This window comes from Arenibacter sp. F26102 (assembly GCF_023015865.1).
GTDB lineage: Bacteria > Bacteroidota > Bacteroidia > Flavobacteriales > Flavobacteriaceae > Arenibacter.
Genome location: NZ_JALKBC010000014.1, coordinates 1 through 24,812, shown reverse-complemented (window position 1 = coordinate 24,812; position 24,812 = coordinate 1). Strand labels below are relative to the sequence as shown.

Genomic DNA, 24,812 nt, shown 5'->3' with positions numbered 1-24,812 from the left:
AAGTAATTGATAATTAAATCGTAATAAACCAAATGCCCGCCACTGTAAATGGGCGAGCATGGTTGTTATTTTATAGGGGTGTATTGTTCCGAATTAGAAACTCAATCCTGTTTTTGCATATGCATAGGTCCAAGTAAATACGCTAAGGTCTGCACCTACTGTTTGGGCACCAGCGGTAACTTGGGAGGTCCAGGTAGCAGCTCTTTCCGTAAATGTTGGGTCTAATATGATAGTTGACTGCACATCGTTTCCGGCGTCATCTTTTAATACTTTCTCTGAGAAAATACTGTTGTTGAAACCTACAGTTTGCCAAGCTTCAAAGGTTAATTTGCCGTCCAAGAAGTTCTGGGCTACGTCGTTGGCATCCAATTCAACATCTTTTCCAGCCTGGAATCCAATGGCATAGATGTTCTTGGTAGTACCCATAGCGTTACTTCTGTAATCTGCGTATTCTCCGTCAGCGGCTGTGGAGCTTCCAACTATCGTAGTATTTTGAAGGGTGAAAGAACCTGTAATAGAACCTTCGGGGCCATCTATTTCAAAGGCGTGGTCAGAAGCCTCCCCTGAAACTACCAAGGCATTGTCTATAGTTCCTGAATAAGCTTGGTCAATATCCAAGGCATCATCTCCCTGGGCCCAAACCACAAGGTTGGACGCATCAACGGTTCCACCAAAGAATTCAACACCATCGTCAACATTACCTACAACTTCTATGTGGTTAATTTTCGTGCCACGACCTACGGAACCTAAAGTTAGACCGTTAATTTCGTTGCCTTCTCCGATCAAGGCACCTCCGTGGCGTATAGAGATGTATTCCAATTCACCAGAATTGTCGTCGTCGTTTAATGCATCACCAGGGCCATAAAGTCCAAAAGTATCATCTGCAGGAATACCTTCTATTTGTACTTCGGTAACATCGTTTTTAAAAGAACCAGTGGCCCTTCCCAAAACAATTAATCCGCCCCATTTACCTCTAGCGGTTTCGTCCAAATTGGTTCCAGCGCTTTGTCCAACACCTAGGTTGTCCTCTTCAGCGGTAAAGATGATTGGCTTTTCGGCAGTACCTACGGCCATGATCTTAGATCCTCTTTGCACAATTAACGCAGAAGCCAAGGAACCTGAACCGGCTTTACCTTTAATGATAGTACCTGGCTCAATGGTCAAGGTTTTTCCAACTCCAACAACTACTTTACCTGCCAATATGTATATATTGTCTGCAGTCCAAGTAGTGTCGGCAGATATTTCTCCGGATACGGTTATGATTTCTGCACAGGATCCTCCTACATCTACTCCGGTTTCGTCTCCGTTCTGGATACCATCCTCACAAGTAGCGGTAGCCTCTGTACATGGCTGACAGTTGGGTCCACCACAATCAACACCGGTTTCTCCTTGGTTTTGAATTCCGTCATTACAGGTAGCTATTACTTCAGCTATCGGTGGTTCGTCGTCATTGGTACATGATGTAAATGCTAAGGCACCTATGGCCAATGCGGATAATAATAGTTTTTTCATTTCAACTGAATTTTTTGGTTTCATTTTTGAGTTCACTTGTTATATTTAAACATGGCAAATTAATCACCTAACTGTAAAAGTCCTGTTACCCTCAGATTAATAGTTTGTTGGCTTAAGGTTATCTAAATGTTACTATATTAAATCCATGTTAAGAGGTTTGGTGTAATAGTATTATCTTTACTTTTGGGCGCGAATAACCAATAAATATTAAGGTTAAACGGGCATGGTTTAATAGGTCACAATTATAAGTTGTGATAGATTTCAGTAACCGGCCTCCCAAAGGAAATAGGTTACATATGACCGTTTTAAGACAAAAAAATAAAGCATGAAAAAAAAGGACATTAAGATACTTTTGGTTGATGATGAACCGGATATTCTGGAAATTGTAGGTTACAATTTATCTGCTGAGGGGTATGAAGTTATTACCGCCAAAAACGGTATGGAAGGTGTTGCCAAGGCAAAAAAGAAAAAGCCCCATTTGATTATTTTAGACGTAATGATGCCCGAAATGGACGGTATTGAAGCCTGCGGGATCATTCGTAGAACTGAAGGCCTGGAGGATACTTTAATTACCTTTCTGACCGCAAGGGGCGAGGACTATTCGCAAATGGCAGGATTTGATGCCGGCGCTGATGATTACATTACAAAGCCTATAAAGCCAAAGGTTTTGGTCAGTAAAGTAAAGGCTTTGCTAAGAAGACTAAAGAACGAGGAACAAGAGGAAGAGGATATCTTTAAGGTTGGTGATATAGTAATAAATAGGGAGGAGTACAAAATCATTAATAAAGGAGAGGAAATTGTTCTTCCTAGAAAGGAGTTTGAACTTCTGGCGCTATTGACATCCAAGCCAAATAAAGTATTTAAAAGAGAGGTGATCTTGGATAAAGTCTGGGGCAATGAGGTTGTTGTGGGTGGTAGAACCATCGATGTCCATATTAGAAAGCTTCGCGAAAAAATTGGGGATGATCACTTTAAAACTGTAAAAGGGGTGGGGTATAAGTTTGTATTATAATGACCACGAGGATAAAAAAATCATATCGATTTGCCCTTCGTTCCGCAATTCTAATTTCATTTCTACTGAGCGTGGTATTAGGGGTCTTTTTGTGGAACAGAGGTGCTATGGATTGGTCACTATTGGTTATTATTGCCTTAACGTCCTCCCTTTTATCATTTTTCGTAGTACAGTTGAGGGTAGAAAAATTTATCTACCGTAAAATTGAGCGTATATACAACGATGTTGCCCTACTGGAGTCAACCTCTTTGGCATCCAAGACCATTACAACTGATATGCGGACCCTGACAGATGAAATAGAAAAGTTTGCCAAGGATAAAAAGATTGAAATAGACACCTTAAAGATCCGTGAGGAATATAGAAAGGACTTTTTGGGTAACGTTTCCCATGAATTAAAAACACCATTGTTTACGGTCCAAGGTTATATTTTGACCCTCTTGGATGGTGCCATGGATGATAAAAGTCTAAGAAAAAAGTATCTTCAACGTGCAAGTAAGGGTGTGGAGCGACTTATTTATATTGTTAAGGATCTGGATCTAATTACCAAATTGGAAGTGGGGGACCTGAATTTGGAGATAGAGGATTTTAATATTCTAGATCTTTTCCAGAATGTTTTTGACCTTTTGGAAATGAAGGCTGCTAAAAAGAATATTACCTTAACCTTTGATATGGATTACAAAAATCCAATCTATGTCAAGGCTGATAAGGAAAAAATACAACAGGTAATCACCAATTTGCTGGTTAATTCCATTAAATATGGGCAGCAGAACGGTACCACTGAGGTAAGTATAGAGAACTTAATTAAAAATAAGGTCATTATCAGGGTGACCGACAATGGGGAGGGAATTTCCAAACAAAACCTTGCCCGCATTTTCGAAAGGTTTTATAGGGTCGATAAAAGTGGAAGTAGGGCCGAAGGTGGGTCTGGCCTGGGCTTGGCGATTGTAAAACATATTATAGAGGCACATAACGAAAAGATTTATGTGGAAAGCGTCCTCGATATAGGTTCTGAATTTTCCTTTACACTGGAAAAAGCAAACAAATAATTTTTTCTTCCAAACTAAAATTAATTTGCAGTATCTGGGCTGCATATAAATTCGTGCATCCCTTATAGTTAATTTCCGGGTGTATACTTCATTTTCTGCCTATGGCCATTGGGCTTCATTGTGTTAAATAAATCTAAATTAGAGGCAAACGATTAAGTTATTATCTTTAGGTGCGACAGATTATGCAACAACCAAAGACCTATGGAACACATTGTTATTATTGGTAATGGAATTTCGGGTATTACGGCAGCACGCCATATTCGAAAACTTTCCGACAAAAAAATCACCATTATTTCCCCAGAGAACAAGTATTTTTTCTCTAGAACGGCATTAATGTATGTTTATATGGGGCATATGAAGTTTGAGCATACGCAACCCTACGAGAATTGGTTCTGGAAAAAAAATAGATTGGATTTGGTCAACGGTTATGTTACTAAGGTAGATACGGCCAATAAAAGATTGCTGTTGACAAGTTCCGAGGAAATTGAATACGATAAACTTATAATTGCTACTGGTTCCAAATCCAATAAATTTGGATGGCCCGGACAGGATTTGAAAGGGGTCCAAGGCTTGTATTCCAAACAGGATTTGGAATTGCTGGAAGCTAATGCGCCCAACAAGGATGTTTGTAAAAGAGCGGTAATCGTTGGTGGAGGTTTAATAGGGATTGAGTTGGCGGAAATGCTTAGAAGTAGGGATATCCCAGTGACATTTTTGGTGCGTGAAAAGAGTTTTTGGGATGGAGTCCTGCCCTCAGGTGATTCGCAAATGATCAATGAGCACATTTTGGAGCATCACATAGACCTAAAATTGGATACCAATCTTCAGGAAATTATTGCAGATGAAAATGGTTGGGCAAAGGCCGTGGTTACTGATAAGGGTGAAACTATCCCTTGTAATGTGGTAGGGCTTACAGCTGGCGTTACTCCAAATATCGATTTTTTGAAAGGCTCTGGTATTGAACTCGGCAAAGGCGTTAAAGTCAATAATTTTTTGGAAACGAACATACCAGACATATATGCTATTGGGGATTGTGCGGAACAACATGAGGCCATTGGCAGTCGCAGGCCGGTAGAGGCAGTATGGTATACGGGCAGAATGATGGGAGAGACTTTGGCACAGACCATATGTGGCAGGAAAAGGGCTTATAAGCCAGGGCATTGGTTTAATTCCGCAAAGTTTTTGGATATAGAATACCAAACGTATGGTTGGGTGTTTAGTGATAGATCAAAAAAGGACCATGAACAGCATTTTCATTGGCGGCATCCCAAGGAAAAAATATGTGTTACCATTGCCTTTCAAAAGGATACCAAGCTGCTCTTGGGTATCAATACTTTTGGTATTAGGATGCGTCATGAAATTTTGGATCGATGGCTAACAGAGAAAAGGACAATGGATTACGTTTTGGAATATTTGAAGGATGCCAATTTTGATCCCGAATTTTGTGCCCAATACGAGAAAGCCATTATATCCCAATATAATGATCAGTTTGGCACGAACATTAGCCCTAAAAAGAAAAGTTGGAAACGAATTTTTAGCAACGTATAAGATTTTAAGATGCAAATAATAAAAAAAGTTGGGCTCTTCATTTTTCTAATCGGCCTAATCATATTTACAATTCTTCCAATTGTTGGGGAGTTTAGAGTAAGCTCCGCAACATTCGATAAAGTACTACAGGAAAAAGGCATTTCCAGTGAAATTTTCATTCGGGAAATGGAGAAAAATGTGGTGGGCAAAGAGTTCAGCGGTATGCATTCCCTATCACCTAAAATCGCAAATGCACTTGAGACTGCCAATACTCAGCATAGAAAGAATAAGGAATACAAAAAGGTCATCTATACTGGTCCGCATGACATGGCTGCTGCAGTGGGCAAAGTTTCTGGCAAAGGTTTTCTAGTGGAAAATAAGGGGCTAATGTGGTTCCTGACCTTTGGTCTTGGAATATTGGGAGCATTACTTTTTATTATTCCCAATGTCGTTTTGTTGGGCCAAAAAGGAATAAAAAATAATGGCATCTACCATGAGAATGCCACCAATAGGGGATGGATTGCCTGGATGGTCTTCGTTTTTCTGGTTTCCTTTTATTTAGTACTGTACTTTCGTTCCGAATATGCGGTAAATTGGACGTACCTCGTAGATCCGATCAGTGAATTTTTAAGTGGAAATGCTGCCGGACATTGGTTTGTTTACGGATTTATGTATTGTACCGTAATGACGGTTATGGCCGTTAGGATGTATATTAAATACAGGCACAATATGTACCAAATGGTGCGTACTACATCTGTATTGTTCTTTCAAATTGTCTTTGCATTTCTGATTCCGGAAATAATGGTCCGCCTGCAGATGCCGTATTACGATTTTAAGAACGCCTTTCCTTTAGATTACGATTTCTTTTTTCAATGGAATCTAAAGTCGTTGTTGAACAGTGGTGGAATAGGTCTCTTTATTCTGGTTTGGGGCATTGTACTTACTTTGGTGATCGTGCCCGTTATGGTCTACTTTTTTGGTAAACGATGGTATTGTTCCTGGGTCTGTGGATGTGGTGGATTGGCAGAGACCTTGGGGGATCCCTATAGACAACATTCCAGCAAATCCTTATTTTCATGGAAAGTGGAAAGGTGGTTGGTGCACAGTGTATTGGTCTTTGCCGTGGGAATGACCTTGATGACACTCTACAGTTTTTTTACGGAATCCAGTACCGTCTTGGGTTTAAAAACGCAGAGTGTACAAAGTGCCTATAGTCTGTTGATCGGTGCATTTTTCGCGGGAGTGATCGGTACCGGGTTCTATCCTATTTTTGGAAATAGGGTATGGTGTAGATTTGGCTGCCCCTTAGCGGCTTATTTAGGGTTTGTACAAAGGTTTAAGTCGCGCTTTAGGATTACCACCAATGGAGGTCAATGTATTTCCTGTGGCAACTGTTCCACTTATTGCGAACAGGGCATAGATGTTAGGGCCTACGCCCAAAAAGGAGAAAATATAATTAGATCTAGCTGCGTAGGTTGCGGTATTTGTTCTGCAGTTTGCCCAAGAGGGGTTTTAAAGTTGGAAAACGGACCGCTAGAAGGAAGGATTAACCCCACAACGGTTCTTTTGGGCAATGATGTTGATCTAATGGACCTGGTAAATAAGAAATAAGTCAGTGGTCAGGGCTAATTTTTTATGCCTTACAACACTTGAAGATATATTAATTGATAAAAGTATTGATACCTTTGCCCTTTAAATGGGGCTATTGGTATTTATGATGCTTCAGGTAAATATCAATGGATAAATAAGAATCATTCTTCATATACACTAATGACCGATATCAAAGTAATAATTCCTGCCTATAATGAAGCTGATTCCATTGCAAGTGTAATAAAAGAAATCCCCGAAATAGTTTCTGAAATAATTGTCGTAAACAACAATTCTACGGACGATACCGCCCTTAATGCCAGGGATGCCGGAGCAACGGTGCTCACAGAAAATAGAATGGGTTATGGTTATGCCTGCCTTCTAGGAATTAATTATATATCCAAACAATCCAAAACACCCGATATTATCGTATTTATGGACGGAGACTATTCGGATTATCCCGAAGAACTTTCCAAAGTGGTAAAACCTATAGTCGAAAACAACATAGATTTCGTTATTGGGGCCAGAACAAAGGAGTTGAGGGAGGAAGGGTCTATGACGCCACAACAGGTCTTTGGAAATGCCTTGGCCACCACTTTAATGAAATGGTTCTTTGGAGCTTCTTTTACTGATCTGGGTCCATTTAGAGCCATAAAGTACAACAAGCTTTTGGCATTGGAGATGGAGGATAAGACCTACGGTTGGACCGTAGAAATGCAGTTGAAAGTTCTAAAAAAGGGATTTACATATACCGAAGTACCAGTGCGTTACAAAAAAAGAATTGGCATATCAAAAGTATCAGGTACGGTAAAAGGTACTATATTTGCAGGCGCAAAAATCCTAGGTTGGATATTTAAATACAGTTTAAAATAAAATGGGACTAACAATTACTTACTTTATCATTGCCATTTACAGTATTTCTTTACTATTAATATTCTTTTATAGCTTGGCCCAGCTTAATTTACTGGTCAACTATTTGGGCTATAAAAGGAGAAATCAGGTAGCTCCGAAATACAATTTACTAGATCCAAAAGAAATACCTTTCGTTACCATACAACTTCCTATTTATAATGAAGAGTATGTAGTGGAGCGTTTGTTGGAGAATATCTCGAAAATAGAATATCCAAAAAGTAAGTTGGAAATTCAGGTTTTGGATGATTCCACGGACGATTCCGTATTGGATACAGCAAAGCGTATACAAGCGCTTCAAGAGACAGGTCTGGATATTAAACATATAAGAAGGAGCAATAGACAAGGGTTTAAGGCAGGAGCTCTAAAAGAGGGCCTGGTTTTGGCCAAAGGAGAGTTTATAGCCATATTTGATGCAGATTTCTTGCCATCCAGTGATTGGTTAAAGAAAACTGTTATATACTTTAAAGATGAGGAAATTGGTGTCGTTCAAACAAGATGGGGGCATATCAATAGAGAATATTCTACTTTGACCCGTATTCAGGCGTTTGCCTTGGACGCCCACTTTACTTTGGAACAAGTAGGACGTAATGCCAAAGGACATTTTATAAACTTCAATGGTACCGCTGGTATTTGGAGAAAGGAATGTATCTTGGATGCAGGAAACTGGGAAGGTGATACCTTGACAGAGGACTTGGATCTTAGTTACCGTGCACAATTAAAAAACTGGAAATTCAAGTATTTGGAGGATGTAGAAACTCCAGCAGAACTTCCCGTAGTAATTAGTGCTGCTCGTTCACAACAGTTTCGTTGGAATAAGGGCGGGGCTGAAAACTTTAGAAAAACCGTTTTAAGTGTGGTTACTTCCAAGAATATTTCGTTCAAGACCAAGTTTCATGGCGTTATGCACTTGTTAAATAGCTCCATGTTCCTTTGTGTGTTTTTGGTGGCCCTTTTGAGTATACCAATGATGTATATAAAAAATACTTTTGACCATTTAGGATGGATTTTTGAAGCTACTAAATTCTTTATCCTTAGTACCATTATACTTTTCGTTTGCTATTGGTTTACCTATAAGAGTATACAGGGAAGCAGTTTTGATAATTTTGTGGACTATATAAAAATCTTCTTTACTTTTTTCTCGGTGGCACTTGGATTTTCTTTGCATAATTCCATTGCAGTTTTGGAGGGCCATATGGGTAAAAGAAGTGAGTTTGTTAGGACACCAAAATTTAATTTGAACAATATAAAGGATAGTTGGAAAGGAAATAAATACTTGACTACAAAACTTTCTCCCAACATGATCTTGGAAGCGGCCTTAATGCTCTACTTCCTATTTGGAATGTACAGCGCCATTCCTTTAAACGATTTTGGACTTTTCCCTTTTCATTTTATGCTGTTTTTAGGATTCGGTTATGTCTTTTTTAAATCCCTTTTGGCAAGGGCCTAAATAGAATTAAAATATTGTTATCACAAGCCCTGTTCCCTTAAAGGAATGGGGCTTTTTTAATTCTAAGAGCACCAACCAATTTTATTCCTTTAAACCTGTGGTTAAAAATGTGTTGAACTCTCTTTGGTGTATAGCAACCTAGTGTTCTAAAGAGGTGCTTACGCGGGAAATTTTAAAAAGACTATAGTTTCATTGCCAAAATCAAAATTAGACGTGCTGTTATTTGATAATTTCATTTAAATTTGGGGGATTTCTTAATTGATAGAATGCCCAAAGACCACCAAACTAATATGATCCAAAGGACCGTTTCTTATTGGAAACTTCATAAAATTCCAATGTTAATGGTGCTTTTTAGCCTTCTATTTTATTTGGCTTTTGGGTACGATTTGGACCGCGCCGATTTTATAAAATTGTTATGCCTTTATTTGGGCCTGTTTTTTTTGTGCTACAAGCTAATCCAGTTTGAGAAATGGAATTTTAAATTTTTGGCCATTTCCGGAACAATTTTCCGATTGACGCTACTTTTTGCCGAACCCAACCTCTCCCAGGATTTTTATAGATTCATTTGGGATGGCCAATTGATCAACAATGGCATAAACCCCTATTTGCACATTCCCAAAGATTTGATTATTGGAGGTGGCCAAATGATGAACAATGCTGGGGAATTGGTAAGTGGTATGGGAAGTCTGAGTGCCTCAAATTATAGCAATTATCCACCATTTAACCAATTTATTTTTGCCATCTCCACTTGGTTGTCGGCGAAGAGCATAGTAGGGAGCGTATTGGTGATGCGGACCATTATAATTCTGTCCGATTTGGGAATTCTGTATTTCGGTCGTAAGTTGTTGCAAAAGCTCAATAAATCCACGCATCTAATTTTTTGGTATTTCTTAAATCCTATGGTGATTTTGGAACTGACAGGCAACCTTCATTTTGAAGGAGTAATGTTGTTCTTTTTTATATGGTCTATTTATTTGTTATTTACTAAAAAATGGCTGTTGGCAGCTATTGTATATGCACTTTCTATTTCTATAAAACTGGTGCCACTACTATTTCTGCCCTTATTCCTGAAATATTTCGGAATCAAGAAGAGCTTACTGTTCTATGGGGTTGTTGCTATTACGTCCGTCCTTTTGGTACTCCCTTTTTATTCCCCTGAATTTGCAGATAATTATATACAGACGGTAGGACTATGGTTCTCCAATTTTGAATTTAATGCCGGACTGTACAATGTAATTAAAAAGGTGGCTGTAAATTTTGATGCAAAGCCATGGGAGCTTATTAAGGATTATGGAAAAATAACACCCATCATCGTCATCGCTGTGGTTGCCCTGTTTACGTTTGTTCGTGACAATAAAAAAATATCAAGCTTGATGACCTCTATGCTTTGGGTCTTAACGCTGTATTATTTTTTGTCGGCCACTGTGCACCCTTGGTATATTATTTTTCTAGTTGTTTTATGCCTATTCACCGAGTTTAGGTTTCCAATTGTATGGTCCTTTAGTATTATATTAAGCTACTGGGCCTATTCCAATGAGGGGTTTAAAGAGAGTTATTGGTTGTTGTCCATTGAATATATTGCAGTGTATGGTTTTATGATCTATGAAATATTGAGATTATATAACAAAAAACTACTTTTTCATAAAAATTAATGTATTAATTACGCCAATTCATTTTTATTTGTACTTTTGATGGTATAATGAGTAACACCGCGTACATATTTGATTTTAACAGGGCGTCTAGCCTTGCTTATTCATTTACGCCTACACGTCGTCGCCCGTAAGGGTGCACTTCTTTTATGGAAATAGGTGAGTCCATTTCCCTCTCAAAAAAAACAAATCATAATTTTAATTTAAAAGCAACATTCAATGAAGATTGTTATTGCTAACGATTCCCATTTTAAATATGCCGAAGTTATCTGCGAAACTATTGCAGAGTCGGCCAAAGTACGCGGCACAGGGATTGCTAAGCGTACCCCTGAATACATTCAAAAGAGATTGCACAATGGCAATGCCATTATCGCCTTGGATGGTGATAAATTTGCAGGTTTCTGTTATATTGAAGTTTGGGGACATGAGAAGTTCGTGGCCAATTCTGGGCTTATAGTTCATCCTGATTACAGAAATCAAGGTTTGGCCAAGCAAATAAAAAAGGAGATTTTTGCCCTTTCCAGGAGTAAGTTTCCCAATGCCAAAATATTCGGGATTACGACTGGTTTGGCAGTAATGAAAATGAACTATGAACTAGGCTATAAACCGGTTACATTTTCTGAACTGACTACGGATCCGGAGTTTTGGAAAGGTTGTCAGACGTGTAAAAATTTCGATATCCTTACTAGGACGGAACAAAAAATGTGTCTTTGTACCGGAATGTTGTATGACCCCGAAACCAAAGCAAAGGAAGCCAAATCGGAGCCCAAGGAGAAATTGAATTCCAAGGCCTTTCAAAGATTAAAAAGTATAAAGGAAAGTTTGTTCCTGAACAAGAAAACAAAGTAGTGGCTCAATACTACTATGAATATAATAATAAGATAAGTTTAGCATGAAGAAATTAGTTTTAGCATATAGTGGTGGATTGGATACTTCCTATTGCGCCAAGTATTTGTCAAAGGATCAAGGTTTTGAAGTACATGCCGTAAGTGTAAACACAGGTGGGTTTTCTAAGGAAGAAATAGATAGCATCCATAAAAAGGCCTTGGAGTTGGGGGCCACTTCCTACACTTCTATAGATGCAGTAGAAACCTTCTATGAAAAGGTTGTAAAGTATTTAATTTTCGGGAACGTACTAAAGAACAATACCTATCCTTTATCTGTAAGTGCAGAACGAATTGTTCAGGCTATTGAAATTGTAAACTACGCCAAAAAAGTCGGCGCCAAATATATTGCCCACGGTAGTACTGGGGCTGGGAACGATCAGGTTCGGTTTGATATGATTTTTCAGATCATCGCTCCAGAAATTGAAATTATTACCCCCATACGCGATAATAAATTGGCCAGGGAGGTAGAAATTGACTATTTAAAGAACAACGGAGTAGACTATCCTTGGGAGAAAGCAAAATACTCTATTAACAGAGGCCTATGGGGAACCTCGGTAGGAGGAGAGGAAACACTTACCTCACATAAGTCCTTGCCGGAATCTGCCTATCCGAGCCAACTTCAAGAAACAGAACCCACACAATTGAAACTTACTTTTCATAAGGGTGAATTAATTGGGTTGGACGGGGAAAACGATACACCTGTGAACAATATCGTAAAGTTGGAGGCTATTGCTTCCAAATATGCTATTGGCAGGGATATTCACGTTGGGGATACCATTATTGGGATAAAAGGTAGGGTAGGATTTGAAGCTCCTGCTTCCTTGATCATTATCAAGGCCCATCACTTATTGGAAAAACACACCCTTACCAAATGGCAGCAGTACCAGAAGGAACAACAAGGTAATTTCTATGGAATGTTGTTGCACGAAGGAAATTATTTGGATGAGGTAATGCGCAATATAGAGGCATTCTTGACCGATACCCAAAAGAACGTTAGTGGTGATGTCTTTGTAAGTCTGCACCCTTATCGCTTTGAATTGGAGGGGATATCCTCTTCGCACGATTTAATGAACGCCTCTTTTGGTAGTTATGGTGAGATGAACAAGGGGTGGACTGCAGATGATGCAAAAGGATTTATTAAAATACTTTCCAATTCGGGAAAAATATATAACCACGTAAATCAGAATAATGATTAAAGTAGGTATTATTGGTGGTTCGGGGTATACTGGTGGGGAACTCATCAGAATTCTTCTGAACCACCCCAATGCAACCATAGATTTTGTTTTTAGTACCACTAGGGCGGGTAAAAAGGTTACCACTGCCCATCCGGACCTATTGGGGGTTACCGATCTGGCATTTACTGGAGAGGTCAACAAGGATGTAGATGTGGTATTTCTTTGTCTTGGGCATGGGAACTCCACTAGTTTTTTAAAGGAGAACGAGTTTTCCAAAGACACCAAGATTATAGATTTAAGTAATGACTTTAGGCTGGAGGCCGATGCCGTTCTGGACGGAAAAGCTTTTGTCTACGGCTTGCCCGAACTAAAAAAGGAAGAAATAAAAAAGGCGAAATATATTGCTAACCCTGGTTGTTTTGCTACGGCTATTCAGTTGGGACTATTGCCATTGGCAAAGGCCAATAAATTGGATAAACCGGTGCATATCAATGCTGTTACCGGAAGTACCGGAGCTGGAGTAAGCCTTTCATCGACCTCGCATTTTAGTTGGAGGAACAACAATGTGTCCTGGTATAAGCCTTTTACGCACCAGCACCTTGGGGAGATCAATGAAAGTTTGCACAGTCTTCAAGAAAATACCGGGGATCTATTTTTCCTTCCCAATAGGGGTAATTTTACCCGTGGGATTTTGGCCACGGCCTATACCGATTTTGAGGGAAGTTTGGAAGAGGCCTATGAACTATACAACGAGTTTTATAAGGATGCGGTCTTTACTCAGGTAACCGAAGAAGACATCAACCTAAAGCAGGTGGTAAATACCAACCAATGCCATATTCATTTGCATAAGCACAACAATACCCTGCTGATCACCTCTGCCATAGATAATTTATTGAAAGGGGCTTCAGGGCAGGCGGTACAAAATATGAATTTGGCCTTCGGATTTAAGGAAACGGAAGGCTTGCAATTAAAAGCGGGTGTATTTTAGTATTGTTGTCCCTTGAGGGTTAATGGCAATATTAAAACCGACCAACAAACAACAAAACCAATCAACAGTTTCCCACGGTTTTGGGAAGGTGACTAATAATTAATAAGGAATGAAAATAGCCATAATTGGAACAGGTAATTTAGGGTTGTCCATAGCAAAAGGCATTTTGAACACCAATGGGGCCACATCAATGGTCCTTACCAAGAGAAATCTTAGTGATCTTAAGGAAATTGAGAAATTTGGAATTGTAACCACTACCACGGATAACAGGGAAGCAGTTTCCAAATCGGACATTCTGATATTTGCCGTTCAGCCCAACCAATTTGTAAAGATATTGGGCGAGGTTAAGGACATTCTTACGGACAAACATGTTATTATTTCCACCATTACCGGCTTTAGTATTGCCCGAATGGAAGAAGTTATTGGTCCTGATCACTATATTATTCGTGCCATGCCCAATACCGCTATTTCTGTAGGGAAATCCATGACCTGTATCTGCAGCAATGAAAAGGGGGCCAAAAGGGTAGACTTGGCCAAGGCCATCTTTAACCGTATGGGGCATTCCATGCAAATTCCGGAAGACCAAATGCAGGCCGCTACCGTAATTTGTGCCAGTGGAATTGCGTTTTGGATGCGATTGATAAGAGCCACCACACAAGGGGCCATTCAATTGGGATTCGATGCCAAGGAAGCACAGGAATTGGCCATGCATACCTGCAATGGGGCCGCCAGTCTTCTTATAGAATCTGACAGTCACCCAGAAAATGAAATAGACAAGGTTACCACCCCGAGGGGATGTACCATTTCCGGATTGAACGAAATGGAACACCAAGGACTAAGCTCCTCCCTGATCAGAGGTATAGTGGCCTCATTTGACAAGATAAACGAGATTAAAAAAGGATAACCTCGCTATTAAACCAAGAGGGTAATAGCGCAAGAGAGGTTCAAAATATAAGATAGAAGATGGAATTATTTGATGTATACCCATTATACGACGTGACTCCCGTTTCAGCTAAAGGAATTGTGGTGACCGATGAAAAAGGACAGGATTATATGGATTTCTACGGTGGACATGCTGTAATTTCCATTGGTCATTCCCATCCACATTACATGGATCGACTAAAAAACCAACTGGATAAGATCGGTTTTTATAGCAATGCCGTCCAGAACCCCATTCAAGAAGCCCTGGCCCAAAAATTGGGTAAACTTTCGGGTTGTGAGGATTACAATCTGTTTCTGTGCAATTCAGGGGCAGAGGCCAACGAAAATGCCTTAAAACTGGCATCGTTCCAAACTGGTAAATCTAGGGTAATCGCCTTTAAGCACGGATTTCACGGAAGAACTTCTGCCGCTGTTGCCGCTACCGATAATGAAAAGATAAACGCACCTATAAACAAGCAACAAAAGGTAACCATACTTCCCTTCGAGGATTTGGCTGCTTTAAAAAGCGAAATTTCCAAGGGTGATGTGTGTAGTGTAATCATAGAGACCATTCAAGGGGTAGGTGGTCTGGACCAACCTTCACAGGAATTTTATCAAAATATAGCAGCACTATGTAAGGAAAATGGTGCTTTGCTCATTGCGGACGAGGTGCAATGTGGTTATGGCAGAAGCGGTAAGTTCTTTGCCTTCCAGCATTATGGTATTCAACCGGACATTATTACTGTGGCCAAAGGAATGGGTAACGGATTTCCTATTGGTGGGGTCCTGATCCATGAAAGTATTAAGGCTTCCTACGGAATGTTGGGAACCACTTTTGGAGGCAATCATTTGGCCTGTGCAGCAGGATTGGCGGTATTGGAAGTAATCGAGAAAGAAAATTTATTGGAAAATGCCGCCGAGCTTTTCGAATATTTCAAAACAAAGGCCGCTAACATCCCACAGGTAAAAAGAGTAAAGGGAATGGGGCTTATGTTAGGGCTGGAATTTGATTTTGAAGTGGCTGAATTGAGAAAGAAACTCATCCATAACCAACATATGTTCACCGGTGGTGCCAGTGACAAACATGTATTGCGGATATTACCGGCATTGAATATTACCAAAGAAAATTTGGATCAATTTTTTGATGCCCTAAAAAAGGAATTGGCATGAGTTTATATTTAGACATATCCCAAAGGAATGCGGTGCTTAAAACTATGGCGCAGCTGATCGATGAGGAGAGAAGTAGCATTCTGGAGGTCAATAAAAAAGACCTGGAGGCTTATAAGGGCGATGATTTGGCCATGTACGACCGACTAAAGGTAGATGATGCCAAAATTGAAGGTATGATCTTATCCTTAGAGCAGTTGGCCAGTCAGGAAGACCCCTTGGGCTTGGAACGCTTTAACTTTACCCATGAAAATGGGATGCATGTAAGTAACAAAACGGCGCCTTTTGGTACGGTCTTGATCATATATGAATCCAGACCCGATGTTACCATAGAAGCTGCGGCAATTGCCTTTAAATCTGGGAATAAAATTTTATTGAAAGGCGGAAAGGAATCGCTTCAAAGCAATTTGGTCCTTGTAAATTTTTGGCATAAATCCTTGGAGCAACATGGCATTTCCAAAGATTGGGTCACTTATTTGGAATTCAATAGGGAACAGACCCAGGCCTTTTTGGAAAAGCCCACTCAAAAGCTGGATCTTATTGTGCCTAGGGGAGGGGAAAAACTGATCGCCTTTACCAAAAAACACGCTACCTGTCCTGTAATCGTAAGTGGAAGGGGAAATAACTTTCTTTATGTACATCCCAAGGCAGACCTAAAGAAAGCATTGAGTATTATCCTGAATGCCAAAACCACAAAAATATCGGCCTGTAATGCCTTGGATAAGGTGTTGATAGATAGTAAATTGCCCAACAAAGCAGCCTTTATAAAGGATTTGATAGCTGAATTAAAAGCGAAGAAAGTGGAGATTTTGGTCGATAACAGTCTAATCGGAACAGCAGATACCTCAGTGATAACGGAAGACAACACCTGGTTTGAAGAGTTTTTGGATTATAAAATCCTTATCGGGGAAGTGGGAAACACAGAGGAAGCCGTTGAAAAGATAAATACTTATGGCGGTGGCCATTCAGCGGTAATCGTTACTGAAGAGGAGCAAGAGGCCAACCTATTTATGAATTCTGTGGATTCTGCGGCAGTATACCATAATGTATCCACACGATTTACGGATGGAGGACAATTTGGACTGGGCGGGGAACTGGCCATAAGTACGGATAAATTACACCAAAGGGGTCCCATAGGACTGCAACATTTGGTGACCAACAAATGGTATGTAAAAGGTGATGGTCAAATAAGGTAGTACCCAGACCTAACAATAGGTCTAAAAAAAAGAGCATGCAGAAGAAAAGAATATTATTAAAAATAGGATCCAATACCCTCACCAAGGAAACGGACCATATTTCCAGAGGAAAAATTGAGGATATTGGTAGGCAGATAGCTAAACTTAAGGATCAGTACGAATTCATCATTGTAAGTTCCGGAGCCATAGCCGCCGCCAAGCAGTTTGTAAAACTGGAACACAACGGGCAGGAGATTACTGTTAAGCAGGCCTTGGCCTCTATAGGCCAGCCTCATTTAATGCGTATTTTCCAAGAAAATTTTAGGGAATTGGGATTGTTTACCTCCCAATGTCTTTTGTCCTATTCCGATTTTGAAAGGGAAGTATCCAAAGAAAATATCTGCAATACCATCAACGTCTTGGTGGCGAATAACTTTATCCCGATAATCAACGAGAACGATACTGTAGCCACCGATGAGATCCAATTTGGGGACAACGATAAATTAGCTGCGTTGACAGCTGCTTTGATGAAGGTGGATCTGTTGATCATAGCGACCAACACCGATGGTATTTACACCAAGGAGTCATTTGCCAACAAGGTTCCAGAAACCATTCGTTTGGCAAGCGATCTGGCCGATTTGCAAAATGAGGTCAGTAGTTCTAAATCCTCCCATGGTACAGGAGGAATGGAATCCAAAATTGAGGCCGCCAATATCGCCAGAAAAGCAAATATAGAAACCTGGATCGTAAATGGCCTAAAGGACAATTTTATCATAGATGCGATAGAGAACAAAACCGCTTTTACAACCATAAAATAAAGAAATGCAACACTATTTATCCTTAAAAGATATCGATTCCCTACCGCAGTGGGTGGAAGAAGCTAGATCATTAAAGGCGAATCCGCTTCAATTCAAAGCCTTGGGAGAGGCGAAGACCATATGTTTGTTATTTTTCAATAACAGCCTTAGAACACGCTTAAGCACGCAAAAAGCGGCCATGAACCTGGGTATGGAAGTAATTGTAATGAACTTTGGAAGCGAAGGATGGGCTTTGGAGTACGGAGACGGTACCGTAATGGACCAAGGTACCTCTGAACACATTAAGGAAGCAGCTCAGGTAGTAGCCCAGTATTGTGATATAGTAGCCATAAGGGCCTTTGCCTCTTTGACAGATAAGGAACAGGACGAGGCGGAAGTGGTCATGAACGGTTTTAAAAAATATGCCGGTATTCCGGTAGTAAATATGGAAAGTTCCGTGGGCCATCCGTTACAGGCTTTGGCAGATGCCATTACCCTAGCGGAGAACAATACCAAGAAAAGGCCAAAAGTAGTCTTGTCATGGGCGCCACATCCAAAGGCATTGCCACATGCCGTGGCCAATTCCTTTGTGGAAATGATGCATTTGCAGGATGCGGATTTTGTTATTACCCATCCCAAAGGATACGATTTAAATCCGGAGGTGACCAAGGGTGCCAAAATAGAATACGATCAGGATAAGGCTTTGGAAGATGCCGATTTTGTATACGTAAAAAACTGGAGCAGCTACCAGGATTATGGTAAGGTGCTTAGCCAAGACAAGGAATGGACCATGACCAATAATAAGTTGGGCAATGCCAAATTTATGCACTGTTTGCCGGTAAGGCGAAATGTTGTGGTAGCCGATGAGGTTCTTGACGGGCCCAATTCCTTGGTGATCCAACAGGCCAATAACAGGACCTATTCCGCACAAATTGTGTTGAAGAAGTTGCTGGAGAGTCTGGGTGCTTAGGCACGGTTGTCAGTGAACAGTAAACAGTGAACAGTTGTTAGTAATGAGTAAATAGTTGGTAGTGAACAGTGGCAATCGACCAATGACGTAATACTGTCAGGTCGAGCCTGGCTGACGGTAGGCAGGCGCAGTCGAGACCTCCTAGGGTCTTGAATTTAATGTTCAAGGTTGAAAGTTGAGAGGAGAAGACGGAAGGGATTGAAACCAAAGGTTGGTTGTTGAGCTCGAATGGTTTTATGTAGTGCCAAGCTAGGAGTCTTTGCACAGTAGAGAGCTATTTGGTTTGAGTATAAAAATATGATTTTGAAATACAATCATGGCTCCTTCCCTTGGTTAAGCCTGTCCCGCGTTTTCCGCGGGAGGACAAGGTGGCTTCTCCGACCATAGGCGGAGAAGACGGAAGGGATTGAAACCAAAGGTTGGTTGTTGAGCTCGAATGGTTTTATGTAGTGCCAAGCTAGGAGTCTTTGCACGGTGGAGAGCTATTTGGTTTGAGTAATAAATATAATTTTGAAATACAAACAAGGCTCCTTCCCTTAGGCCTGTACTGAGCGTAGTCGAAGTAAAAGGGAAGGTGGCTTCTCCGACCATAGGCGGAGAAGACGGAAGGGATTGAAACCAAAGGTTGGTTGTTGAGCTCGAATGGTTTTATGTAGTGCCAAGCTAGGAGTCTTTGCACAGTGGAGAGCTATTTGGTTTGAGTAAAAAATATAATTTTGAAATACAAACAAGGCTCCTTCCCTTAGTAAGGGAAGGTGGCTTCTCCGACCATAGGCGGAGAAGACGGAAGGGATTGATACCAAAGGTTGGTTGTTGTGCTCGAATGGTTTTATGTAATGCCAAGCTAGGAGTCTTTGCACAGTGGAGAGCTATTTGATGTGAGTAATAAAATATAATTTTGAAATACAAACACGGCTCCTTCCCTTGGCAAGGGAAGGTGGCTTCTCCGACGATAGGAGGAGAGGACGGAAGGGATTGAAAACGTAGGCAGGTGATTTTATGGAGTGTAACAAAATAAAATAATATCGAGAAGTAGAAGAGTACAGTAAATAGTAATTAGTTCATAGTGAACAGGAATCAATTGAAAGAGTAAACAGATTGCCGTGCTACACCTACCTATCGGTAGGCAAGCTCGCAATAACGTAATACTGTCAGGTCGAGCCTGCCTGAAGGTAGGCAGGCGGAGTCGAGACCTCAATGAAAGGACTGAAACAGCCGGTCAGAATAAAGCACTGACCCAAGAGGAAAGTAAAAAAAGACATGAAACAAAAACTATCTATAATAAAAATAGGAGGGAACGTAATAGAGAATGAAAGGGAGCTCAACAAGTTCTTGGATTCTTTTTCTGCTATGGAAGGGCCTAAAATATTAGTGCACGGAGGAGGGAAATTAGCTACCCAAATCGCTGAAAAATTGGGAATAGAATCCAAATTGGTAGGAGGAAGACGTATTACCGATGAAGAGGGATTAAAAGTAATTACCATGGTCTACGGCGGATTGGCCAATAAAAATATTGTGGCACAATTGCAGGCCAGAGGCACCAACGCAATTGGTCTTAGTGGGGCCGATGGAAATACCATTCGCGCTGTGAAAAGACCGGTACGGGAAATTGATTACGGGTTTGCAGGGGATGTAGAGGAAGTAAATGCAGGGGCCATAGACAAATTGTTGCAAGCAGAATTTGTTCCGGTGTTTTGCGCCATTACCCACAATAAAGAAGGGCAGTTACTGAATACCAATGCCGATACGATTGCCTCGGAAGTGGCCATTGGGATGAGCGGGAACTATGCCACCACTCTCTACTATTGCTTTGAAAAGAAAGGGGTGTTGTTGGATGTTTCGGACGAGACCACTGTAGTAAAACACCTGGAACCTAAGAACTACCAGGAATTATTGGAAAAGAAAATTATAGCGGATGGCATGCTTCCAAAATTGGAGAATTGCTTTCATGCGCTTCATAAAAATGTGGGCAAGGTCTGTATTGGGGACTTGGATATGTTAGACCCAAAATCAACCTTATTTACCACGATTACCTTATAAACATGGATCAACAAAAACTTACGGAAAAGGCTATTGCATTGTTACAGGAATTGATTTCAATTCAGTCGTTTTCCTCCGAAGAAGATAAAACGGCAGATGCAATTGAAGCATGGTTTAAATCCTTCGACATCCCTTTTAAACGGGAGAAGAACAATGTGTACGCCTTTAATAAACACTATGATGAGAGCAAGCCATTATTACTGCTAAACTCGCATCACGATACGGTAAAGCCCAATTCGGCTTATACCAAAGACCCTTTTTATCCACATATTGAGGATGGAAAATTATTTGGTTTAGGAAGTAACGATGCCGGCGGATGCCTGGTATCCCTGATTGCTACCTTTACCCATTTTTATGATCAGGAAAACCTAAGCCATAATATAGTGATTGTGGCTTCTGCGGAAGAGGAAAGTTCTGGCCCCAACGGCTTGAACAGTATGTTGCTGATTCTTCCAAATATAGATGTGGCTATAGTAGGGGAACCTACCTTGATGAATTTGGCCATTGCCGAAAAAGGTTTGGTGGTTTTTGAGGGCAAGGTAAGTGGAACACCATCCCATGCCGCCCATCCCAATAACAATAACGCCATATACAATACCATAGAGGTACTGCAGTGGTTTAAGGACTATAAGTTTCCCAAAGTATCGGAAGTACTGGGCGAAGTAAAGCTTACAGTAACTCAGATAAATGCGGGCAACCAGCATAACGTTGTACCCGGTCATGTGGATTTGGTAATAGACGTGCGAGTAAACGACTGTTATTCCAATAAGGAAATTGCGGATATTCTCACAGCGGATGCGCCGTGCGAGGTTAAACCCCGTTCGTTGCGCCTAAATTCTTCTTCGATCAACAAGGATCACCCCTTGGTAAAATCGGGCTTGGCATTGGGCAGGAGCAGTTACGGCTCGCCCACTTTATCCGATCAGGCCGCCCTATATTGTCAGTCGCTAAAACTGGGACCTGGCGATAGTACCCGTAGTCACTCTGCAGATGAATTTATTTATGTGGCTGAAATAGAAGAAGGAATAGATTTGTATATTCAGATCTTGCAAGGATTCTTGTAACAATAAACAATAGGCATTGATCAATTAACAATGTTGATTTGTTCATTGCACTTGACCTATAAAAAAACAATAAAAAATATCAAATGAACCGAGCCAAAAAGAACTTCCTAATCTTATAGAGAGTTTAAAGGCGAACTACATTTGACCTTTAAAAAAAACAAATAAAAACGACAAATGAAACTTTGGGACAAAGGATTTAGCACGGACAAAAAAATAGACCATTTCACTGTGGGCAATGATAGGGAACTGGATTTGCTTTTGGCAAAATACGATGTAATTGCCTCCAAGGCACATGCCAAAATGCTGGGTAAAATTGGGCTGTTGACCCTTAAGGAAACCGATTCCCTGGTAAATGAGCTGGACAATATAGCCAAGACTATAGAAAACGGCACTTTTACCATAGAGGACAGTTTTGAGGACATGCATTCCAAAATTGAGTTCTTGCTGACACTTAGGTTGGGTGATGCGGGAAAAAAGATTCACACTGCCAGATCCAGGAACGATCAAGTTTTGGTGGCCATGCATTTGTACCTAAAGAATGAGTTAACGGAAATCAAGGATCAGACGAAGGATTTGTTCCATCTGCTATTGAATTTGGCGGACAAGCACAAGAAAGTTATGCTGCCTGGCTATACCCATTTACAGGTAGCTATGCCCTCTTCCTTTGGACTATGGTTCTCCGCCTATGCCGAAAGTTTGGTAGACGACCTTTATTTTGTTGATGCCGCCTATAAGGTAGCCGACCAAAATCCCTTGGGTAGTGCCGCCGGTTACGGCAGTTCTTTCCCCATAGACCGTAGTTTTACCACTGAGGAAATGGGCTTTGAGACCATGAAATACAATGTAGTAGCTGCCCAAATGGGCCGTGGCAAGGTAGAAAAGGCAGCAGCCTTTGGTATGAGCAGCATTGCTGCCACCCTATCTAAAATGGCTATGGATATCTGTCTGTATATGAGCCAGAACTTCAATTTTGTCTCCTTTCCTGATGAGCTTACTACTGGTTCCAGTATTATGCCCCACAAGAAAAACCCGGATGTGTTTGAACTGGTGCGTGGTAAGTGTAACCGACTTCAAACCGTACCCAACCAATTGATATTGATCACCAATAATCTGCCCAGTGGCTATCACCGGGATCTACAATTGGTAAAAGAGGTGATCGTACCTGCCATTCAGGATTTGAAGGCATGTTTGGAAATAATGACCTTTAGCCTAAAGGAAATAAGGGTAAATGAAAACATCTTGGACGATCCTAAATACGACTATCTGTTTAGTGTGGATACACTGAACGAATTGGTATTGACCGGCACGCCTTTCCGCGATGCCTATAAGAAAATGGGCAAGGAGATCAATGAAGGCACCTTTACCCCAAAAAGGGACATAAGGCATACCCATGAAGGCAGTTTTGGCAATCTTTGCCTAGCAGAGATCAGAAAGAAAATGGACAAGATTTCTTAATTAGTAAACAGTGGTCAGTGTGCAGTAAACAGTTCGACAACTGACTTATGCAGAAAATAAGACGGAAGGGATTGTAAGCCCAAGCCTAGGAGCTTTGTGCACCTAAATTCTTGAGCACGAGCGTGACGCTCGCGCTAGCTGGGGATGAGGCAATCTCTGTCTTAAAGAAACTGATTTCCTTGCTGCAATCGCAATGATATTCAGTTAATTTTTAACGACGAGAGTAAAAGCACCTTCCCTTAGGCCTGTACTGAGCGGAGTCGAAGTAAAAGGGAAGGTGGATTCTCCGACCATAGGAGGAGAAGACGGAAGAGATTGCAAGCCCAAGCCTAGGGGCTTTGTGCACCTAGATTCTAAAGCACGAGCATGATGCTCGTGTTAGCGGGGGATGAGGCAATCTCTGTTTTAAAGAAACAGATTTCCTTGCTGCAATCGGCAATGATATTCGGTTAATTTTTGACGACGAGAGTAAAAGCTCCTTCCCTTAGGAAGGGAAGGTGGATTCTCCGACCATAGGAGGAGAAGACGGAAGGGATTGTAAGCCCAAGCATAGGAGCTTTGTGCACCTTGATTCTAAAGCACGAGCGTGACGCTCGCGCTAGCGGGGGAGGCTCACGCGATCTGGGGTAGGACTATGCACGCCAGACCATATTGATTTTAATTAATTTTTTTCTCAAATCTTCTTTTTGATCTTTCGAAAGAGGTCTTTTCCCAAGTAGAATCAAAGTCATTCCAATAAATTCTTATTAGATAGCTACCAGAAGTTGTCCAAATCATTACTTTCAAATCATCATATACAAATACGATATTATTGTTGTCATTATTATCTTTAAGAAAATCCTGATTTTTTTCAATTTCCGTTTCAATTTTGGTTAAAAATTCATAGGCTTGGTCTTTTGTTAAATTTTTAAAACCATAACCCTGAAAAGCAACTCCCGAATCATTCCAATAATCTCCAAAAAAACCTAGAATAAGTCCTTCCTTATTTTGGGATTCACATTTGTATAACAAGGTTGTTAATTCTCCTGAACTAGCTGCTGCTAATGGAATTGTTTCAAATTGTAATGATTTTTCCGAGGTTTCTAAAACATTATGGGTTAGAAAAGTTTTCGCTTTGAATAAAGAAATGTCTTTACTAAATTCTTTGGCCTGAAAAAGATTAAAGTCATTTTGCTTGACCTGAGAATTAACACTATGTGTGAATAGTAATGTTAACGTAATAAAAATAAATTTTTGTTTCATTATTTTATATGGTTAATTGTGTGCTAGCACAGGACACGAGCGCGACGCTCGCGCCAGCGGGGGGTAGCAAAGACTTGCGCTATTTTTCATAGGATACTATGTTGAACTAAACCTAAAGGTAGCTTCAAGCAAGTGTTACCCTGCCGTTCACTACCTTTAGGATAGGTTTAATCATAAAATTTAAAGTTATGAAAAAAAAGTAGCACCCTCATTGATAGGGCCTGTAATTCCGTATCCGG

The 24,812-nt window shown here is 40.6% G+C and carries 20 protein-coding genes; 18 read left to right on the top strand and 2 right to left on the bottom strand.

Annotated elements, in window-relative coordinates; genetic code table 11:
- Positions 1-93: 93 nt before the first annotated feature.
- The gene (locus tag MWU78_RS17295) at positions 94-1,512 is read right to left on the bottom strand and encodes a hypothetical protein (protein WP_247000032.1); all 1,419 of its coding nucleotides are present in this window, start codon (positions 1,510-1,512) and stop codon (positions 94-96) included.
- Between the two features lie 325 nt (positions 1,513-1,837).
- Here MWU78_RS17295 and MWU78_RS17290 point away from each other — a divergent pair, with 325 nt between their 5' ends.
- From MWU78_RS17290 to argH, 18 genes are all read left to right on the top strand, one after another.
- The gene (locus MWU78_RS17290) at positions 1,838-2,524 is read left to right on the top strand and encodes a response regulator transcription factor (RefSeq protein ID WP_247000031.1); all 687 of its coding nucleotides are present in this window, start codon (positions 1,838-1,840) and stop codon (positions 2,522-2,524) included.
- The gene (locus MWU78_RS17285; RefSeq protein WP_247000030.1) at positions 2,524-3,570 is read left to right on the top strand and encodes an ATP-binding protein; all 1,047 of its coding nucleotides are present in this window, start codon (positions 2,524-2,526) and stop codon (positions 3,568-3,570) included. The genes MWU78_RS17290 and MWU78_RS17285 overlap by 1 nt, the downstream gene beginning before the upstream one ends.
- Positions 3,571-3,771: 201 nt before the next feature.
- Entirely contained in the window at positions 3,772-5,118 is a 1,347-nt protein-coding gene (locus MWU78_RS17280) for an FAD/NAD(P)-binding oxidoreductase (RefSeq protein ID WP_247000029.1), read from the top strand.
- Between the two features lie 9 nt (positions 5,119-5,127).
- On the top strand, positions 5,128-6,708 hold the full coding sequence (locus tag MWU78_RS17275; protein ID WP_247000028.1) for a 4Fe-4S binding protein: 1,581 nt from the start codon (positions 5,128-5,130) through the stop codon (positions 6,706-6,708).
- A 159-nt stretch (positions 6,709-6,867) separates the two neighbouring features.
- A complete protein-coding gene (locus tag MWU78_RS17270; RefSeq protein WP_247000026.1) occupies positions 6,868-7,557 on the top strand; it encodes a glycosyltransferase family 2 protein in 690 nt (229 codons plus the stop codon).
- Between the two features lies 1 nt (position 7,558).
- The gene (locus MWU78_RS17265) at positions 7,559-9,043 is read left to right on the top strand and encodes a cellulose synthase family protein (RefSeq protein WP_247000024.1); all 1,485 of its coding nucleotides are present in this window, start codon (positions 7,559-7,561) and stop codon (positions 9,041-9,043) included.
- Between the two features lie 341 nt (positions 9,044-9,384).
- Positions 9,385-10,695 carry a polyprenol phosphomannose-dependent alpha 1,6 mannosyltransferase MptB gene (mptB, locus tag MWU78_RS17260; protein ID WP_247000022.1) on the top strand — a complete coding sequence of 437 codons (1,311 nt, stop codon included), beginning with the start codon at positions 9,385-9,387 and terminating at the stop codon, positions 10,693-10,695.
- A 216-nt stretch (positions 10,696-10,911) separates the two neighbouring features.
- Complete coding sequence (locus tag MWU78_RS17255; RefSeq protein WP_247000020.1) at positions 10,912-11,541, top strand: GNAT family N-acetyltransferase; 630 nt, start codon at positions 10,912-10,914, stop codon at positions 11,539-11,541.
- Between the two features lie 43 nt (positions 11,542-11,584).
- Positions 11,585-12,775 (top strand): argininosuccinate synthase, encoded by a 1,191-nt coding sequence (argG, locus tag MWU78_RS17250; RefSeq protein WP_247000018.1) that lies wholly within the window; start codon positions 11,585-11,587, stop codon positions 12,773-12,775.
- On the top strand, positions 12,768-13,742 hold the full coding sequence (gene argC, locus MWU78_RS17245; protein ID WP_247000016.1) for an N-acetyl-gamma-glutamyl-phosphate reductase: 975 nt from the start codon (positions 12,768-12,770) through the stop codon (positions 13,740-13,742). The genes argG and argC overlap by 8 nt, the downstream gene beginning before the upstream one ends.
- A 109-nt stretch (positions 13,743-13,851) precedes the next feature.
- On the top strand, positions 13,852-14,646 hold the full coding sequence (gene proC / locus MWU78_RS17240; RefSeq protein WP_247000015.1) for a pyrroline-5-carboxylate reductase: 795 nt from the start codon (positions 13,852-13,854) through the stop codon (positions 14,644-14,646).
- Positions 14,647-14,705: 59 nt separating this feature from the next.
- A complete protein-coding gene (locus MWU78_RS17235; RefSeq protein ID WP_247000013.1) occupies positions 14,706-15,833 on the top strand; it encodes an aspartate aminotransferase family protein in 1,128 nt (375 codons plus the stop codon).
- Positions 15,830-17,026 (top strand): glutamate-5-semialdehyde dehydrogenase, encoded by a 1,197-nt coding sequence (locus MWU78_RS17230; RefSeq protein WP_247000010.1) that lies wholly within the window; start codon positions 15,830-15,832, stop codon positions 17,024-17,026. Before MWU78_RS17235 ends, MWU78_RS17230 begins: the two co-directional genes overlap by 4 nt.
- A 35-nt stretch (positions 17,027-17,061) precedes the next feature.
- Positions 17,062-17,823 carry a glutamate 5-kinase gene (proB, locus tag MWU78_RS17225; RefSeq protein WP_247000008.1) on the top strand — a complete coding sequence of 254 codons (762 nt, stop codon included), beginning with the start codon at positions 17,062-17,064 and terminating at the stop codon, positions 17,821-17,823.
- Between the two features lie 4 nt (positions 17,824-17,827).
- Positions 17,828-18,772: an acetylornithine carbamoyltransferase gene (locus MWU78_RS17220; protein ID WP_247000006.1), complete on the top strand. Its 945-nt coding sequence runs from the start codon at positions 17,828-17,830 to the stop codon at positions 18,770-18,772.
- Between the two features lie 1,260 nt (positions 18,773-20,032).
- Entirely contained in the window at positions 20,033-20,812 is a 780-nt protein-coding gene (gene argB / locus MWU78_RS17215; RefSeq protein WP_247000005.1) for an acetylglutamate kinase, read from the top strand.
- Positions 20,813-20,814: 2 nt separating this feature from the next.
- Positions 20,815-21,876 carry a M20 family metallo-hydrolase gene (locus MWU78_RS17210; RefSeq protein WP_247000002.1) on the top strand — a complete coding sequence of 354 codons (1,062 nt, stop codon included), beginning with the start codon at positions 20,815-20,817 and terminating at the stop codon, positions 21,874-21,876.
- Between the two features lie 174 nt (positions 21,877-22,050).
- Entirely contained in the window at positions 22,051-23,331 is a 1,281-nt protein-coding gene (gene argH, locus MWU78_RS17205; RefSeq protein ID WP_247000001.1) for an argininosuccinate lyase, read from the top strand.
- 657 nt (positions 23,332-23,988) lie between these two features.
- Here argH and MWU78_RS17200 read toward each other — a convergent pair.
- Positions 23,989-24,573, bottom strand: coding sequence for a hypothetical protein (locus tag MWU78_RS17200; protein ID WP_246999998.1), 585 nt, complete (start codon positions 24,571-24,573; stop codon positions 23,989-23,991).
- Positions 24,574-24,812 lie beyond the last annotated feature (239 nt).

Coding starts and splice junctions, on each gene's coding strand:
- MWU78_RS17210 (WP_247000002.1), top strand. CDS start 20,815: ATGGATCAACAAAAACTTACGGAAAAGGCTATTGCATTGTTACAGGAA.
- MWU78_RS17255 (WP_247000020.1), top strand. CDS start 10,912: ATGAAGATTGTTATTGCTAACGATTCCCATTTTAAATATGCCGAAGTT.
- argH (WP_247000001.1), top strand. CDS start 22,051: ATGAAACTTTGGGACAAAGGATTTAGCACGGACAAAAAAATAGACCAT.
- MWU78_RS17270 (WP_247000026.1), top strand. CDS start 6,868: ATGACCGATATCAAAGTAATAATTCCTGCCTATAATGAAGCTGATTCC.
- argC (WP_247000016.1), top strand. CDS start 12,768: ATGATTAAAGTAGGTATTATTGGTGGTTCGGGGTATACTGGTGGGGAA.
- proB (WP_247000008.1), top strand. CDS start 17,062: ATGCAGAAGAAAAGAATATTATTAAAAATAGGATCCAATACCCTCACC.
- proC (WP_247000015.1), top strand. CDS start 13,852: ATGAAAATAGCCATAATTGGAACAGGTAATTTAGGGTTGTCCATAGCA.
- MWU78_RS17295 (WP_247000032.1), bottom strand. CDS start 1,512: ATGAAAAAACTATTATTATCCGCATTGGCCATAGGTGCCTTAGCATTT.
- MWU78_RS17235 (WP_247000013.1), top strand. CDS start 14,706: ATGGAATTATTTGATGTATACCCATTATACGACGTGACTCCCGTTTCA.
- MWU78_RS17230 (WP_247000010.1), top strand. CDS start 15,830: ATGAGTTTATATTTAGACATATCCCAAAGGAATGCGGTGCTTAAAACT.
- MWU78_RS17275 (WP_247000028.1), top strand. CDS start 5,128: ATGCAAATAATAAAAAAAGTTGGGCTCTTCATTTTTCTAATCGGCCTA.
- argG (WP_247000018.1), top strand. CDS start 11,585: ATGAAGAAATTAGTTTTAGCATATAGTGGTGGATTGGATACTTCCTAT.
- argB (WP_247000005.1), top strand. CDS start 20,033: ATGAAACAAAAACTATCTATAATAAAAATAGGAGGGAACGTAATAGAG.
- MWU78_RS17220 (WP_247000006.1), top strand. CDS start 17,828: ATGCAACACTATTTATCCTTAAAAGATATCGATTCCCTACCGCAGTGG.
- MWU78_RS17290 (WP_247000031.1), top strand. CDS start 1,838: ATGAAAAAAAAGGACATTAAGATACTTTTGGTTGATGATGAACCGGAT.
- MWU78_RS17200 (WP_246999998.1), bottom strand. CDS start 24,573: ATGAAACAAAAATTTATTTTTATTACGTTAACATTACTATTCACACAT.
- MWU78_RS17265 (WP_247000024.1), top strand. CDS start 7,559: ATGGGACTAACAATTACTTACTTTATCATTGCCATTTACAGTATTTCT.
- MWU78_RS17285 (WP_247000030.1), top strand. CDS start 2,524: ATGACCACGAGGATAAAAAAATCATATCGATTTGCCCTTCGTTCCGCA.
- MWU78_RS17280 (WP_247000029.1), top strand. CDS start 3,772: ATGGAACACATTGTTATTATTGGTAATGGAATTTCGGGTATTACGGCA.
- mptB (WP_247000022.1), top strand. CDS start 9,385: ATGGTGCTTTTTAGCCTTCTATTTTATTTGGCTTTTGGGTACGATTTG.